We start from the raw sequence: 16,401 nt of genomic DNA on the forward strand, positions 1-16,401 counted from the left end.
GGAATGGAGCGTAAGGGGACGATGAAAGTGGGAACGGCGGCACTGACGGTCGACGCGGCGGGCATGCGGGCGCAGAACAGCAGCCTGCTGCTCAACATGATCTGGCGCGAGCGCCAGATTTCCCGGGCGGAGATTGCCCGGAGGACGGAGCTGAGCCCGTCCACCGTGTCGGCCATCGTCGCGGACCTGGAGCACTCGGGGCTGGTGCGCAGCATTGGCGCCGGCGTCTCCCGAGGCGGCCGTCGCCCCACCCTCATCGGCTTCCGCGACGACGCCTTCAGCATCATCGGCGTGGAGATGGGCGCCACCCACGTCACCGTGGTGCTCACCGACTTGAGAGGTCGCGTGCGCACCCACCGCACGGCCGCGCAGCAGGTTCGCAATGATCCGGAGGGCACGCTGAAGACGGTGCGGACATTGGTGCAGGAGTGCCTGGACGCCGAGCGCGTGCCCCGGCGCTCCGTGGTGGGCCTGGGCGTGGCCGCGCCCAGCCCCGTGCACCCGTCCGCGCCCGGGAAGCTGTCCCCGCTCATCCTGCCCGCGTGGCGCGGCTACGACGTGCGCGAGGCGCTGAACACGACGTTCGATTTGCCGGTGTTCGTGGACAACGACGCGAACCTCGGCGCGCTGGCGGAGTGCTACTGGGGCGCGGGCATCGGTGGCGAGGACCTGACGTACATCAAGCTGGCCACGGGCATCGGCTCCGGCCACATCATCCACGGCGACGTGTACCGCGGCGCCGGTGGCACGGCCGGAGAGATTGGCCACATCGCCGTCGACTCAGCGGGCCCGCCGTGCCTGTGCGGCCTGCGCGGCTGTCTCGTCACGCTCATCGGCTCCGGGGCGCTGGTGGAGCGCGCGCGGGAGCTGATGGGCACCAAGGGCCGCAAGGCGCCCACGGTGCGGGAGATTGTCGAAGGCGCGCGCGCGGGAGACCCGGCGGCGCGGCAGATCATCGACGGGCTGGGCCAGTACCTGGGCGTCGCCGTGGCGGGCCTGCTCAACCTGCTCAACCCCGCCATCGTCGTGCTCGGCGGCGAAATCTCCTCGGTGGGAGACCTCTTGTTGGACCCGTTGCGGGCGTCGGTGCGCAAGCGCGCGCTGTCCACGTCCATGGCGGAGACGCGCATCGTCACCTCCGCGCTGGGCGACAAGTCCATCGCGGTGGGCGCGGCCACACTCGTGCTCCAGGCGGCCCTTCGGGACCGCACGCTATTTCCCCTCCAACACGTCGGAAAATCCGCATGACGCCCAGCCGACTCCTTCCGTGGTTCGCGCTCCTGGGAAGCCTGGCCTGTGACCCGGCCCGCTCAGGACGAACGGAACCGCCTCCCACCACGCAACAGCCCGAGCGTCAGGATTGGCGCCTGGTGTGGCAGGACGAGTTCGACGGACCCGCGGGCGCGCTGCCTTCCTCGGAGCGGTGGAGTCCGGACGTCGGAGGAGACGGCTGGGGCAACGGCCAGTACGAGCACAACACCGCGCGGGCGGAGAACGCGTCGCTGGACGGCGAGGGCCGGCTGGTCATCACCGCGCGGCGCGAGCGCTACCAGGGCAACGACTACACCTCCGCGCGCCTCACCACGCGCGGCAAGTTCGAGCGGACGTACGGGCGCTTCGAGGCGCGCATCCAGCTCCCCACGGGCAAGGGCATCTGGCCGGCCTTCTGGATGCTGGGCGCGAACTTCAACCAGGTGGGTTGGCCCACGTGCGGTGAAATCGACATCATGGAGCACCGGGGCCAGCTTCCCGCCATCGTCCGGGGCTCGCTACACGGCCCGGGCTACTCCGGCGGGGAGAACGTGGGCGAGGAGCATGTCGTCGCCGGCGGCAAGCTCTACGAGGACTTCCACCTCTTCGCGGTGGAGTGGGACCCGGACCGCATCCGCTGGTTCGTGGACGACATCGCCTTCATGGAGGTGACGCCCAGGGACTTGCCGGGCAACGCCCGCTGGGTGTTCGACCATCCGCACTTCCTCATCCTCAACGTCGCGGTGGGTGGCGGCTTCGTGGGTCCGGTGGACGGCACCACGCAGTTCCCCCAGCAGATGCGGGTGGACTACGTGCGCGCCTACACGAGGGTGGAATGAGGCCCGCGGGCCTCATCGCCTCCACCCTCTTCCTGCTCCTGTGCGCGGCGTGCTCGAACGAGCCTCGTCCGCGTCCGCCCGGAACGCTGTTCGTCTCCGTGGAGCAGCAGAGCGCGTGGGTGCGCAACTTCAACCCGCTCTTCCCGGGCGCGGGCTCGCGTTGGCCCACGCGCGCGGGCGTCTACGAGTGCCTGGAGCTGTACACGCCGTCCAAGGGTGACTTCCAGCCGTGGCTCGCCACGGGCCACGCGTGGTCCGAGGACCGCCGCACCCTGCGCTTCACGCTGCGCGAGGGCGTGCGCTGGTCCGACGGCAAGGCCTTCACCGCCGAGGACGTGGCCTACACCTTCCAGCTCTTGCGCAAGCACGCGGCCCTGGACGCGGGCGGCGTGTGGCGCTTCCTCTCGGACGTGCGCGCGGAAGGGCCTCACACCGTGGCCTTCCAGTTCTCCCGCACCTTCATCCCGGGCTTCGGAGACCTGGCGGCGCAGCCCATCGTCCCGCGCCACATCTGGGAGCTCGTCGCGGACCCGGTGACCTTCACCAATCCGAACCCGGTGGCCACCGGGCCCTTCACGCAAGTCAGTGTCTTCCGCAACCAGGTGTACGAACTGAGCCGCAACCCGTACTACTGGCAGCCCGGCAAGCCCGCCGTCCGGGCGCTGCGCTTCCTGGCCTTCCCCACCAATGACCAGGCGAACCTGGCGCTGGTGGAGGGCGAGGTGGACTGGGCCGGCAACTTCGTCCCCGCGGTGGACCGCACCTTCGTCTCCAAGGACCCCAAGCACCACGCGCGCTGGTTCCCGCTCTTCGGCAGCACCGTCTTCCTCTACCCCAACACCACCCAGCCCCCGCTGAACGACGTGCGCGTGCGCAAGGCGCTGAGCATGGCGTTGGACCGCGAGCGGCTGGTCGAAATCGCCATGTACGGCTACACGCGGCCGGCGGACGCCACGGGGCTCAATGACGCGTACACCGGCTGGCGGGACGCGGCCGTCGCGGACGACGCGTGGGTGCGCCACGACGCGAAGGAGGCCGCGCGGCTCCTGGACGAGGCGGGCCTCACGCGAGGGCCCGACGGCCTGCGCCGCCAGGCGGACGGCAGCCCGCTGACGCTGGACATCGAGGTGGTGGGTGGCTGGTCGGACTGGGTGCGCGCGGGACAGGTCGTCGCGCGGGACTTGCGCAAGCTGGGCCTCCAGGCACAGCTGCGCACGTACGAGTTCAGCGCGTGGCAGGCGCGGCTCCAGAAGGGGGAGTTCCAGTTGGCCATCTCCTGGTCGCTGGACGGGCCCACGCCGTACACCTTCTACAAGTGGATGCTGTCGTCCGCGACGGTGCGTCCGGTGGGCGAGGTGGCTCCCGCCAACTGGCAGCGCTACGGCGACAAGGAGACGGACGCGCTCCTGGAGCGCTTCGAAGTCACCGACTCGCGCGAGGAGCAGCAGGCGCTGATGGCGCAGGTGCAGCGGCGCTTCTCCGAGACGGCGCCGGCCATTCCGCTGTTCCCGAACCCGTCCTGGGGCGAGTCCAACTCCAAGCGCTTCACGGGCTTTCCCACCGAGGCGAACCCCTACGCCCGGCTTTCGCCCCACGCCGAGCCCGACAGCCTGCTGGTGCTGACGGCGCTCGTCCCGAGGGAGGCGCCCTGACCATGCGCTACGTGCTCCGCAGGCTCGGCTTCTACCTGCTCGCCGCCTGGGCCTCGCTGACGATGAACTTCGTCATCCCGAGGCTCGCGCCCGGCGACCCGGCCACGGCGATGTTCGCCCGCTTCGAGGGCCGCATCTCCCCCGAGGCGCTGGTGGCCCTGAAGACGGCGTTCGGCTTCACGGACGCGCCGTGGCACGTGCAGTACTTCACGTACCTGAAGCACCTGCTCACGGGCGATTTCGGCCTGTCGTACGCGTACTACCCGTCGCCCGTGACGGAGGTCATCGGCACGGGCCTGTTGTGGACGCTGGGGCTGGCCGGGTGCGCGGTCATCATCAGCTTCGCGGTGGGGACGATGCTGGGCGTGCTGGCCGCGTGGAACCGGGGCGGCTGGCTTGACTCCGCGCTCGCGCCCGCGCTCGCCTTCCTGGGGGCCTTCCCCTACTTCTGGCTGGCCATGCTGGCGCTGTACCTGTTCGGCTTCGGGCTGGGCTGGTTCCCGCTGCGTCACGCGTACTCGCACGACGTGGAGCCCGGAGCCACGCTCACCTTCATCGCGGACGTGGGACGACACGCGGTGCTGCCGGCGGCATCCATCGTCGTGGCCACGCTCGGCGGGTGGATGCTGAGCATGCGCAACACCATGGTGGCGGTGCTGGGCACGGACACGCTGCGGCTGGCGCACGCCAAGGGCCTGCCGCCCCGTCAGGTGATGCTGCGCTATGCGGCGCGCAACGCGCTCTTGCCCAACGTCACGGGCTTCGGCATGGCGCTGGGCTTCGTGCTGAGCGGCTCGCTGCTGACGGAAATCGTCTTCTCGTATCCGGGCACCGGCTACCTGCTCATCCTCGCGGTGCGCAACCAGGACTACCCGCTGATGCAGGGGCTCTTCCTGGTCATCACGCTGGCGGTGCTCGCCGCGAACTTCGCCGTGGACCTGCTCTGCCTCTGGCTGGACCCGAGGACCCGCGCCCATGCGTGAGACCCTTCGACGCCTGCTCCGCCAGCGCAAGGCCGCGGTGGGAGGCACCCTCCTGCTGGGCTTCCTCCTCGTCGCGCTGGTGGGCCCGTGGTTCGTGATGGACCCGACGGAGCTGATGGGTCAGCCCCACCAGCCGCCTTCGAGTGCCCACTGGTTCGGCACGACGGGCCAGGGCCAGGACGTGCTCGCGCAGACGGTGGTGGGCGCGCGCGAGACGCTGGCCATCGGCTTCGCGGTGGGCGCGCTCGTCACGCTGGTGGGCGCGCTGGTGGGCATCACCGCCGGCTACCTGGGCCGACGCGTGGATGACGCGCTGACGCTCACCACCAACATCTTCCTGGTCATCCCGGGCCTGCCTCTGGCCATCGTCCTGGGCGCCTACCTGCCCTCCGGCCCCTTCCGCATGGTGGTGGTGCTCACCTTCGCGGGCTGGGCCTGGAACGCGCGCGTCTTCCGCGCGGAGGCGCTGGCGCTGCGAGGCCGGGACTTCGTCGCGGCGGCCGTGGTCGCCGGAGAGAGCCACGCGCGCATCATCACCCGCGAGCTCTTGCCCAACATGGCGTCGCTGGTGGCCTCGTCGTTCATTGGAAACACGCTGTACGCCGTGGGCGCTCAGGTGGGCCTGGAGTTCCTGGGCCTGGGCGACGTGGGCGCGGTGACGTGGGGCACCAACCTCTACTGGGCCGGCAACGACGCGGCGCTGCTGACGCGCTCCTGGTGGATATTCGTCCCCACGGGCATCTGCATCGCGCTGGTGGGCTTCTCGCTCACGCTGCTCAGCTCCGCCATCGACGAGCTGACCAACCCCTCACTGCGCGCGCCTCCGAAGGCGCCCAAGGCCGCGGTGATGCGCGCCGTCGCCACGCCCGCGCAGGAGGCCGCCGCGCCCGGCGCGCTGTTGAGCGTGCGCGACCTGTGCATCGAGTACATGACGCAGGCGGGCCCCTCCCGCGTGGTGGACCAGGTGTCCCTGGACATCGCCCCGGGCGAGGTGTTCGGCCTGGCGGGCGAGTCCGGCAGCGGCAAGTCCACGCTGGGCTACGCGCTGTTGCGCCTGTTGCCCTCGTCAGCGGCCATCACCCAGGGAAGCATCGTCTTCGACGGAACGGACGTCACCGCGTTGTCGCCGGAGGCGCTGCGCGCCTTTCGGTGGAGCCGTGTGTCCATGGTGTTCCAGAGCGCGATGAGCGCGCTCAATCCGGTGCTCACGCTGGGTGAGCAGTTCCACGACACGCTCGCGGCGCACGGCGGCGCCTCACGCGCGTCCTCCTACGCGCGGGGCCGCGAGCTGTTGGCCATGGTGGGCCTGAAGCCCGAGCTGGTGAACGCCTGGCCGCACCAGCTCTCCGGCGGCATGCGGCAGCGCGTGGGCATCGCCCTGGCGCTGGCGCTGGAGCCCCGGCTGGTGGTGATGGACGAGCCCACCACCGCGCTCGACGTGGTGGTGCAGAAGGAGCTGCTCCAGCGCGTGCTGGAGCTGAAGGAGCGGCTGGGCTTCGCGGTCCTCTTCATCACGCATGACTTGCCGCTGCTGCTCGCGCTGTCGGACCGCGTGGGCATCCTCCAGGCCGGCAAGCTGGTGGAGGTGGACACCGCGCAGCGGCTGCGCACGGACGCCCGTCACCCGTACACGCGCCTGTTGCTGTCGTCCTTCCCGCACCTGGGCGCCACCGACACGCAGGCGCCCACGCCCGACGTGCTGGAGCAGGCCGCCAGCGCGCTGAAGCCCCCGCTCGCCGCACTGCCCGGAGGTCGTCGATGAGCCCTCCCCTGTTGGAAGCCTCGCGTTTGAATCGGAGCTTCCCCGTGGGCGGCTTCCTGTCCCACGCGCGGCGCAAGGTGCTGACGGACGTGTCCTTCTCGCTGGAGCGCGGAGAAATCCTCGCGCTCGTCGGTGAGTCCGGCAGCGGCAAGTCCACGCTGGCCCGCCTCCTGGCGCGGCTGGACACGCCGGACTCGGGCGACATCCTCCTCAGTGGAGAGAACGTGCTCGCCCGCGAGGGTCGCTCCGCGTCGCTGGCCTACCGGGGCCGCGTGCAGATGGTGTTCCAGGACCCGTTCGCCTCGCTCAACCCCGTGCACACGGTGGCCTATCACCTGGAGCGCTCGCTGGTGCGCCATGGGCGCGCGCGCGGCGTGGAGCTGACGCGGAAGGTGCATGCGCTCTTGGAGTCGGTGGGCCTGACGCCCGCGGAGCAATTGGCGAAGCGCTATCCGCACGAGCTGTCCGGTGGCCAGCGTCAGCGCGTGGCCGTGGCGCGGGCGCTGGCGGTGGAGCCCGACGTCATCATCGCGGACGAGCCCACCTCCATGCTGGACGTGTCCACGCGCCGGGGCGTGCTCCAGCTGCTCAAGGGCCTGACGCGCGAGCGCGGCATCGGCATCCTCTTCATCACGCACGATTTGGCGAGCGCCCGTCACCTGGCGGACCGCGTGCTGGTGCTCTACGCGGGCTCCGTCGTGGAGACGGGCCGCACCAGCGATGTGCTCCAGGCGCCTCGGCACCCGTACACGCGGCTGCTGTTGTCAGCGGTGCCGGATGGCGCGGACTTCCTGCGCACGCCCCTTCCCGCGCGCGTGGCGACCGCGCCGCCTCCTCCCCTGGGGTGTGCCTTCGCGCCCCGCTGTCCTCACGCCGACGTGCGGTGCCACGAGGCGCTTCCTCCCTTTCACCTTCCCGCGGCGGAGCACCACGTCCGCTGCCATCTCGAGTCCTCGAAAGGAGTCCCTGACGATGCGGCAGTTTCCTCATGACTTCGTGTGGGGTGTGGCCACCTCCTCGTACCAGATTGAAGGAGCCACCGACGCCGACGGGCGCGGTGAGTCCATCTGGGACAGGTTCGCCGCCACGCCCGGTAAAATCGCCGACGGAACCAACGGCAACGTCGCCTGCGACCACTACCACCGCTGGCGCGAGGACGTGGAGCTGATGCGCTGGATGGGGTTGAAGGCGTATCGCTTCTCCATCGCCTGGCCGCGCGTGCTCCCCGTGGGACGCGGCAAGGTGAACACCGCCGGACTCGACTTCTACTCGCGGCTGGTCGACGGACTGCTGGAGGTGGGAATCGAGCCCGCCGTCACGCTGTACCACTGGGACCTGCCGCAGGCGCTCCAGGACAAGGGCGGCTGGGCCTCGCGCGACACGGTGAGCGCGTTCGTCGAGTACGCGGACGTGGTGAGCCAGAAGCTCGGGGACCGCGTGTCGAAGTGGATTACGCACAACGAGCCCTGGTGCATCAGCATCCTGGGCTACGCCAACGGCGAGCATGCGCCCGGCATCAAGGACTGGGGCCAGGCGCTGGCCACGGCCCATCACGTGCTGCTGTCGCATGGGCAGGCCGTGCCCGTCATCCGCTCCAACGTGCCCAAGGCGGAGGTCGGCATCACCCTCAACCTGGTGCCCGCGGAGCCGGCGTCGCCCAGCAAGGAGGACCACGACGCGTGCCGCGCCTTCGACGGCGGCTTCAACCGCTGGTACCTGGACCCGCTCTACGGCAAGGGCTACCCGCGCGACGTGATTGACGACCATGTCGCCGAGGGGCGACTGAAGTCGGACACGCTGCCCTTCGTGCGCCAGGGCGACCTGGCGGACATCGCCGTCCCCATCGATTTCCTGGGGGTCAACTACTACAACCGCGGCGTCATCCGCAGCGACCGCATCCCCGAGTCGCAGAACGCGCCTCGCACCGTCCACGTCAGCTCCGAGAAGACGGAGATGGACTGGGAGGTGTCGCCCCACGGCCTCACGCAGCTGCTGGTGCGGCTGCACCAGGACTACAAACCGGGCCACCTCTACGTCACGGAGAACGGGGCCGCCTACGGCACCACGCCGGACGCGGATGGCCGCGTGAGGGACGCCAAGCGCGTGCACTACCTGCGCTCGCACCTGGAGGCCTCGCTGGAGGCCATCAACCAGGGCGTGCCGCTCAAGGGCTACTTCGCGTGGTCGCTGTTGGACAACTTCGAGTGGGCCTACGGCTATCAGAAGCGCTTCGGCATGGTGTACGTGGACTACGCCACGCAGAAGCGCATCCCCAAGGACAGCGCGCATCTGTACCGCGCCGTGGTGGCCCAGAACGGGCTGGATGTGGAGCTGGCCGCGTGAGAGCCCTGGTCCTCGCACCCCTCCTCGCGGTGGCGCTGTACCAGGCCCCCGTCCATGCCGGGCAGGACGCGCAGCCCGTCCAACCCGGCGGTGCCCAACCGCAAACGGCGCCGGTGGAGTCGACGCCGCCTGCCGCTTCTCCCCCGGGTGGCGCGCCTCCCGCCGCCACCACGACGACGCCCTCGGGTCCTCCCAGTCCGACGCCGTCTCCCGCCCCGCAGCCGCTCACCCTCCAGCCCGTGGACGTCAAGCCGGGCGCGGAGCAGGCCACCGTCGTCAAGATTCAGCACGACGAGCGCGGCTTCAAGCTGAAGGTGGACGGCCGCGACTTCCTGTTGCGCGGCATGAACTGGGGCTACACGCCCATTGGAGAGAACTACCGCTACTCGCTCTGGAACCAGCCCGACGACTTCGTGCGCGCGGTGCTGGCTCGGGAGATGACGCTCTTGCGCGACATGGGCGTCAACTCCATCCGCCAGTTCGACGACATCCCTCCGCGCTGGGTGGAGTTCATCTTCAAGAACTACGGCATCACCACGGTGGTGAACCCGCTGATGGGCCGCTACGGCGCCACCGTCAACGGCGCCTTCGTGCCGAACATCGACTACTCCAACGCCGCGCACCGCAAGGCGCTCCTGGAGGAACTGGCGAAGAAGGTGGAGGTGTACCGGGGCGTTCCGGGCGTGCTGATGTGGCTGCTCGGCAACGAGAACAACTACGGCCTGCACTGGACCAGCTACGAAATCGAGGCGCTGCCGGGCCAGGAGGACGCCGCGCGCGCGGAGCACCTCTACACGCTGATGGGCGAGGCGGCGCGGACCATCAAGGCCCGTGACGTCAACCACCCGGTGGCCCTGGCCAACGGAGACCTCCAGTACATCGACCTGGTCGCCAAGCACGCCATGGATATCGACATCTTCGGCGCCAACGTCTACCGGGGCCCGAGCGTCAGGGACTTGTTCGACGAGGTGCTGCGCAAGGTGGACAAGCCGGTGCTCTTCTCGGAGTTCGGCGCGGACGCCTTCAACGCGCGGGACGGCCGTGAGGACCACCTGTCCCAGGCCGAGTACCTGCGCCAGCAGTGGGAGGAAATCTATACGCAGACCTACGGTCAGGGCCGCGTGGGCAACGCGCTGGGCGGCTTCGTGTTCCAGTGGGTGGACGGCTGGTGGAAGATGGGCCAGGAGGCCAACCTCTCCATTCACGACACGACGGCGTCGTGGCCCAACGGCGGCTACGCGGCGGACTTCGTGCCCGGCCAGAACAACATGAACGAGGAGTGGTTCGGCATCTGCGCCCTGGGCCAGCCGGACGACGCGGGCATCTCCCGAATCCAACCGCGCACGGCCTACTACATGTTGCAGGCGGCCTTCCGCCTGGACCCGTACGCGGCGGACACGGACCTGGACCGCATCCACGCGCACTTCGCGGGCCTGCGTCCCTCCGACATGTCGAAGAGCTACGAGTCCTCCATCGCCCTGGCGAAGACGGAGGAGCTCAGCATGGTGCGCGTGTCCAACCTGCGCCTGGTCATGGACAGCTCGCTGTCGCGCGGGAGCATCGCGACGACGCGGCCCAACCTGACGGCGGCGGACCACACGGAGTCCATCTTCTTCGACCTGGCGGTCCAGCCGGCGACGGGGGTGTACGGCCGCGCGTCGTTCAACGTGGTGGGCAACGTGGCCACCAACCGCCTCAACAACCTCTTCTACGAGAACCGGGGCACCACGCCCACGCCGACGACGCCCACGACGGGCTCGCCGACACCGGGCGTCTCCCAGCCGGGCGTGTCCGCCTTCGACCGCTTCGCGCTGTACCAGGCGGAGTTCAAGCTGGACCGCGCGGACTTCGCGCTGGAGGGCTACTACCGCGTCGGCCACTACCACTGGGGCGAGGAGGGCGACTTCTTCGGCCTGTACCGTGAGGCCAACTACGGGCCGAACATCGACATCTACCATGGCAACGCGCCCTTCGGCGTGGTGCTCAGCGGCAAGCGCTCCTTCGAGGGCTTCAAGCTGGCGGTGGGTCCGGAGCTGTACTGGGGCGCCAACCCGTCCATCGTCGCCAAGTACCGCAAGGGCTTCGGGGACATGGCGCTGACGCTGGTGCACCAGGAGGACATCGCCCGGGGTGCCACGCAGCAGACGGCCTCCGTCATCCGCGAGCGCGTGGCGCGTCGCACCGCGCTCACGTTCGAGTGGAACAAGGGCCCGCTGGCGCTCGACATCGGCGGCATCCTCGCCGCGCCCCAACGGATTGGTGAGGAGTTCACCTGGACGCGCGAGGCCAAGGGTGGCGCAAGCTACATGGGCACGGGCCAGGAGGTGCTGCGCGACGAGGTGCAGTTCCTCGACACGCTCGGCGCGAAGGCGCGGGCCACGTATGACCTGGGCGGGGTGCGGCTGTATGCCCAGGGCTCGTTCCGCGGGCTGGTGGCGGACGGCGGTCCCGAGCCGAGCATCGTCCTGACGGGCTGGAGCCTGCGGGAGAGCGGACGCGGCAACCACTTCGGCGCGCAGGCGGGCGCGGCGTTCCAGTTGGGCACCATCGAGGTGGCGCCGAACGTGCTGTACCAGAAGCCGCTCATCGGGCCGAACCCGAACATCCCCGACACGTTCGACCAGGACTCGGGCACGTACTTCCCGGCGGTGCGGGCGCGCAACGTGTTGCAGGACGCCTTCACCGTCCTGGACAACCGCGAGACGCTGGGCGCGGAGCTGCTCATCACCTTCGACCCGACGCCGGGGACGTGGTTCTGGGCGTGGGACCGGGAGATGCGCGAGGACGCGCCGTTCGCCGCGGGCCTGGACCTGGTGTACCGCCGCCAGCCGACGTCGCGAGACGCGAGCATCGCCATCCTCGCGGACGGCAGCGCGGTGGCCTTCGCCGGGGCGCCACCGGCGCGCGACGAGTGGGAGACGACGCTGCGCATGGTGGGCAATCCGTCGCAGCGGCTGAAGCTGTACGGCACGGCCTTCGTGGGCAGCGTGCAGTCCGGAGGCGAGGACGCGCGGCAGGTGCGCCGCTTCGGCCTGGACGCCAACGTGCTGTACGACACGCTGCTGCTCGCCACGCAGCTTCGGTTCAACGACTGGGGTCCATACGACTACCACCGCGTGTTCAACCTCACGTATCCGGTGCAGCTGGGCGGCGACGTGTCCTACGGGCTCAAGCGGCCGGTGCTGGGCGCGGTGTCCACGCGCTTCGGTCTGCGAGGGTTGGTGCGCATGTTGGATGAGTACTCGGAGGGCATGAGCACGGTGGCCATCGCCGAGGGACTCAAGGGCCGCGAATACGAGGTGGGTGCGTATGCAATCCTTTCGCTCTGAGGGACGACGTATGAGGACGTGTCTCGTGCTCCTCGCGGCCTTGAGCACCTTCGGGTGTTATGACCGCGCGAGCTATGTCTATGGCGAGTCGCTGGAGGACCTGACGCTCGAGGTCCATGACCCGACCATGGGCGTGTATCCGAGCACCACCATCCTGGACGACCCGAACAATCCGTTCGCGGACTCGACGCCGGGGACGGAGACGAAGTGGGTGCTCCAGGCCAACGCGGGGCCGGTGGCGGCGTTCTACTCGTGGGCCACCGTGCTCGCGCGAGGGCCGTATGGCGAGGCGCAGTACTACGTGGGCCTCAACCTGCTCGGCGTGTACCAGAACGGACTGGCCCGGCAGGAGGACCTGCCGGTGGTGCGGGACATGGCCATCCGCTCGTACCAGTCGGTGTTGGACAACTTCCCGGACGCGGTGACGTACGACTCGACGGGGACGATTCCCTACGAGCTGTTGACGCCTTCCTACAAGGCCATCGTGGAGATGGGTGGGACGGTGACGGGCGGCTGGGTGCTGGTGCGGACCTCGAGTGGTGGTGAAAGGGCGGTGCGACCATGAAGCGGACCGTGGGAATGCTGCTGTTGACGTTGGCCGCGTGCCGACCGGACCCGGGGGCATCCGACTACGAGAACCACCAGCCGTCCTCGCAGAACGATGCCGGGTCGAATCCCCAGGACGAGGCGCTCCCGGGGCCGTTCCCGTTCGAGGCGGGCCAGCGGCGCCTGTTCGTCGGCTTCTACGAGGGAGGCCGGTCCGAGGAGATCATCATCAACGACGTGGACACGCACCTCTACCTGTACGAGGGCACCGTTACGATTGAGCCTTCGAACACGCGCATCGAGGGGAAGACGGCGGACCGCATCATCCACACGGGCAAGGGGTGGCTGGGCTTCGGCATCCACTGGGATACGGGCCACAACCTGGACGCGTGGAAGACGCTGCACGTGAGCCTCAACTCGTCGGACCCGGGGTTCGCCTCGGTGAAGATTGGGATGAGCGACACGGAGGGCGTGCAGTTGGACGTGGCGAAGTATGGGTATGTGAATGACGGGCAGTGGCACCACCTGGCCATTCCGCTGTCGGACTTCTCCGCGGCGGGAGTGAGCATGGGCGCGGTGCTGTCGCCCTTCGTGTTCATCGCGGGAGGCGGGCCTTCGGGCAACGCGCTGCTGCTGGACAACCTGTACTTCACGGCGAACTAGCTGTGAGGCTTGGGCCCGCTTCCCTGGTTCAGGGGGAGCGGGCCTGTTGCCGGGACGCGGTGTTAGGATTGAGCGCGAGATGTCCGGCGCGCGTCCGTCTTGTCCGAGCTGCTCCCCTGTGTCCCGACTCGAGCGGGACTGGGTCGACGTGGCGCGTGACGAGGCGACGGGCATCGAGAGCATTCGAGCGCACTTCACGGGCCATGCGTATGACCCCCACTTTCACGACGCGTACCTCGTGGGAGTGACGGAGCAGGGGCTCCAGGAGTTCTCATGTCGGCGGGCCCTGCACCGGAGCACCCCGGGACGGGTCATCCTGATTGAGCCCGGGGAGACTCATGACGGGCATGCCCGGGGCGAGACGGGCTTCACGTATCTGATGCTCTACCTGGAGCCGTCGTGGGTGGCTCGGGCTTGCGAGCGCGTGGCGGATGGGCGTGGGGTGTCACAGGGACCGGGCTTCCAGGCGACGCTCACGGAGGAGCCTCGGTTGGCGGCGCATATCCAGCGGGCGTTCTGGCGACTGCGCGGGACAGGCTCGCGGCTGGCGCGGGACGAGGCGCTGGAGGAGCTGGCGGCGGCGCTCAATCCACAGCTCGGAGCATCGGTGGTGACGCGACTGGGGGAGGCAGCGCACCGGGCCGCGCGTCGGGCACGGGAGTTCCTGCGGACGCGGATGGAGGAGGACCTGGGGCTGGAGGAGCTGGCGCGGGAGTGCGGAGCAAATCGCTTCCAGCTCTCGCGAGCGTTCCGTGCGGCCTATGGGCTGCCACCTCATGCGTATCTGGTGCAGCTTCGCCTCGCGGCGGCGCGCGGGAGGTTGGCGAGAGGAGAGACACCCGCGAGTGTCGCGGCGGCGGTGGGCTTCGCGGACCAGAGTCACCTGGGACGATGGTTCCGGCGGGCGTATGGACTGACACCGGCCGCCTACCGCGCGATGTGCACGAACGTTCCAGACCTGGAGCGCGCCTCTGTCGAGGATGACCGGCGACAGAGGAGACCTCCATGCCCGAGCTGTTCACGACCAAGATCGCCATCGTCATCCGCGAAGACCTCGCCGTCTGGCAGAAGCTGAACGTCACCGCCTTCCTCGCGACGGGAATGGCCGCATCGGCTCCGGAGATGCTGGGGGAGCCGTATGAGGATGCGACGGGAAGGAAGTACAGCCGGCTCCTGGGCCAGCCGATGCTCGTGTTCAGCGCCACTCGGGAGCAGCTTCAAGCCGCGCACCGGGCCGCCGTGGAGCGAGGGTTGACGGCCGCTGTGTACGTGGCCGCCATGTTCGCCACGGGCAACGACGTGGACAACCGGGCCGCGTTCCGCGCGGAGAACCCCGAGGACTTCGACTTCGTGGGCCTGGCGTTGCGAGGTGAGCGCAAGCAGGTGGACAAGGCCATCAAGGGGCTCGCACTGCACAAGTGAGCGAGGCCGGACTCCTGCGACCCGTCATCTCCTGACGCCTGCTCCAATCACCGCCTCTTCCACCTCGCATCGCCCTCTTCCGCGGTGAGGAGGATGAGCGTCGCGGTGATGGCGGCTTGCACGTCCGGGGGGTCGCCCGTGAGCGCGTCGCGGTACAGGAAGAACTGTCCCACCCGGACGATGACGTTCGATAGCGCATCCAGCCCCATCGCCGGGCGGAGGTGCTTGTCCCTCACGCCCTCCTCCAGCGCCTTCCTGATGCTCGCCGCGCAGCGCTCTTCCACGCGGCTGCTCTTCGACATCAGCACCCGCATCGCGTACTCGGAATCCTGTTGGATGAAGCGCCGCAGCGGCGCGTCCTCCACAATCAGGTGGAGGAGGCGCTGGGTGACCGCCGCCACATACGCCGGCCCCTCCCCCTTGAACTCGCTTCTCGCGGCGGTGAGCGCGGCCTCGAACCGGAAAGACAGCACCTCGCCATAGAGCAGCTCCCGCGTCCCCGCCCAGCGGAACACCGTGGCCCGACTCACGCCCAGCTCCTGCGCCATCCGGCCGATGTCGAACCGCTCCCCTTCTTCCCACCACCGCATCGCCAGGGCGAAGAGGTCCTGCGGCGTCGCCCGTGAAGGCACCTCCAGCCGCTTCGAGAGCGGCGTCACCCGCCCCCGCGCCTTCTCTCGCGAAGCCGGCCGACGCGTCCTCGAAGGCGCCGCCTTCGTCGCGCCCCTCGAGTCCTTCACGCGCGTGCGCTTCATGTCGCCGCGCTCAGCATCTTCCGCCGCCGACGCCGCATCCCCGCCACCAGCACCCGCTGGTACAGGGTCGGCAACAACCGCTGGAACAGGTCGATGAGCACCGCATCCCCGCCAATGAGCTGCCGACGACGGTTCTTCCGAATCGCCGTGACGATGTCCTCCGCCGCCCGCTCCGGCGTGGTGGCGAAGGCCTTCTCGAAGTCACTCGACGAGCGTTCGTCCGTCCACCCTCGACGCACCGTGACCCGCGCATTGCGCGCGATGTTCGTCTTGATACCCCCAGGGTGCACACAGGTGACGCCGATGGTCCCCGGCTCCACCTCCAGCTCCTGCCGCAGCGCCTCCGTGAAGCCCTTCACCGCGAACTTCGCCGAGTTGTACGCCGCCTGCGTCGGTACCCCGATGAGGCCAAAGACACTCGACACGTTGACGATGTGCCCCTCGTCCACCGCCTTCAGGTGCGGCAGGAACGCCTTCGTCCCATACACCACACCCCAGAAGTTGATGTTCATCAGCCACTCGAAGTCCTCGTACCGGGTGTCCTCGATGGTGGCCCCCAACGCCACACCCGCGTTGTTGATGATGATGTGGACGCCGCCGAACTCCTTCGCCACATCATCCGCCCAGGCGTGCACCTGCTCGCGCTTCGCGACATCCACCCGGTCCACCCGGACACGGACACCGTGCGCGCGGCACTGCGTCTCCGTCTCGGAGAGCCCCTGCACATTCACGTCCGACAACGCGACGTGACAGCCCTGACGCGCGAGCAACACCGCCGTCGCCCGGCCGATGCCCGAGCCCGCTCCGGTTATCGCCGCGACCTTGTCCTTCACCGACTTCATCTGTTGGCTCCGTT

The 16,401-nt window shown here is 69.3% G+C and carries 14 protein-coding genes; 12 read left to right on the forward strand and 2 right to left on the reverse strand.

Annotated features, from left to right (window positions below):
• Positions 1-21 precede the first annotated feature (21 nt).
• The 12 genes from LZ199_RS36570 (at position 22) to LZ199_RS36625 (ending at position 14,790) form a co-directional block, all read left to right on the forward strand.
• Positions 22-1,248, forward strand: coding sequence for an ROK family transcriptional regulator (locus tag LZ199_RS36570; protein WP_253998418.1), 1,227 nt, complete (start codon positions 22-24; stop codon positions 1,246-1,248).
• Complete coding sequence (locus LZ199_RS36575) at positions 1,245-2,090, forward strand: glycoside hydrolase family 16 protein (protein ID WP_253998419.1); 846 nt, start codon at positions 1,245-1,247, stop codon at positions 2,088-2,090. Before LZ199_RS36570 ends, LZ199_RS36575 begins: the two co-directional genes overlap by 4 nt.
• Complete coding sequence (locus LZ199_RS36580) at positions 2,087-3,742, forward strand: ABC transporter substrate-binding protein (RefSeq protein ID WP_253998420.1); 1,656 nt, start codon at positions 2,087-2,089, stop codon at positions 3,740-3,742. Before LZ199_RS36575 ends, LZ199_RS36580 begins: the two co-directional genes overlap by 4 nt.
• Before the next feature lie 2 nt (positions 3,743-3,744).
• A complete protein-coding gene (locus LZ199_RS36585; protein ID WP_253998421.1) occupies positions 3,745-4,725 on the forward strand; it encodes an ABC transporter permease in 981 nt (326 codons plus the stop codon).
• Positions 4,718-6,487: a dipeptide/oligopeptide/nickel ABC transporter permease/ATP-binding protein gene (locus LZ199_RS36590; RefSeq protein ID WP_253998422.1), complete on the forward strand. Its 1,770-nt coding sequence runs from the start codon at positions 4,718-4,720 to the stop codon at positions 6,485-6,487. The genes LZ199_RS36585 and LZ199_RS36590 overlap by 8 nt, the downstream gene beginning before the upstream one ends.
• On the forward strand, positions 6,484-7,479 hold the full coding sequence (locus tag LZ199_RS36595) for an ABC transporter ATP-binding protein (RefSeq protein ID WP_253998423.1): 996 nt from the start codon (positions 6,484-6,486) through the stop codon (positions 7,477-7,479). Before LZ199_RS36590 ends, LZ199_RS36595 begins: the two co-directional genes overlap by 4 nt.
• Positions 7,460-8,830 (forward strand): GH1 family beta-glucosidase, encoded by a 1,371-nt coding sequence (locus LZ199_RS36600; protein WP_253998424.1) that lies wholly within the window; start codon positions 7,460-7,462, stop codon positions 8,828-8,830. The genes LZ199_RS36595 and LZ199_RS36600 overlap by 20 nt, the downstream gene beginning before the upstream one ends.
• Complete coding sequence (locus LZ199_RS36605) at positions 8,827-12,159, forward strand: glycoside hydrolase 5 family protein (protein WP_253998425.1); 3,333 nt, start codon at positions 8,827-8,829, stop codon at positions 12,157-12,159. The genes LZ199_RS36600 and LZ199_RS36605 overlap by 4 nt, the downstream gene beginning before the upstream one ends.
• Before the next feature lie 10 nt (positions 12,160-12,169).
• Entirely contained in the window at positions 12,170-12,724 is a 555-nt protein-coding gene (locus LZ199_RS36610) for a hypothetical protein (RefSeq protein WP_253998426.1), read from the forward strand.
• Complete coding sequence (locus tag LZ199_RS36615) at positions 12,721-13,368, forward strand: hypothetical protein (RefSeq protein ID WP_253998427.1); 648 nt, start codon at positions 12,721-12,723, stop codon at positions 13,366-13,368. Before LZ199_RS36610 ends, LZ199_RS36615 begins: the two co-directional genes overlap by 4 nt.
• A 118-nt stretch (positions 13,369-13,486) precedes the next feature.
• The gene (locus LZ199_RS36620) at positions 13,487-14,443 is read left to right on the forward strand and encodes an AraC family transcriptional regulator (protein WP_253998428.1); all 957 of its coding nucleotides are present in this window, start codon (positions 13,487-13,489) and stop codon (positions 14,441-14,443) included.
• Entirely contained in the window at positions 14,374-14,790 is a 417-nt protein-coding gene (locus LZ199_RS36625) for a DUF2000 domain-containing protein (protein WP_253998429.1), read from the forward strand. Before LZ199_RS36620 ends, LZ199_RS36625 begins: the two co-directional genes overlap by 70 nt.
• 47 nt (positions 14,791-14,837) lie before the next feature.
• Here LZ199_RS36625 and LZ199_RS36630 read toward each other — a convergent pair whose 3' ends face one another.
• Both LZ199_RS36630 and LZ199_RS36635 read right to left on the reverse strand, forming a co-directional pair.
• Positions 14,838-15,545, reverse strand: coding sequence for a QsdR family transcriptional regulator (locus LZ199_RS36630; protein WP_253998430.1), 708 nt, complete (start codon positions 15,543-15,545; stop codon positions 14,838-14,840).
• The gene (locus LZ199_RS36635; protein ID WP_253998431.1) at positions 15,542-16,387 is read right to left on the reverse strand and encodes an SDR family NAD(P)-dependent oxidoreductase; all 846 of its coding nucleotides are present in this window, start codon (positions 16,385-16,387) and stop codon (positions 15,542-15,544) included. The genes LZ199_RS36630 and LZ199_RS36635 overlap by 4 nt, the downstream gene beginning before the upstream one ends.
• Positions 16,388-16,401: the final 14 nt, after the last annotated feature.

Origin of the sequence: Myxococcus qinghaiensis (assembly GCF_024198215.1) — a bacterium.
Lineage (GTDB): Bacteria > Myxococcota > Myxococcia > Myxococcales > Myxococcaceae > Myxococcus > Myxococcus qinghaiensis.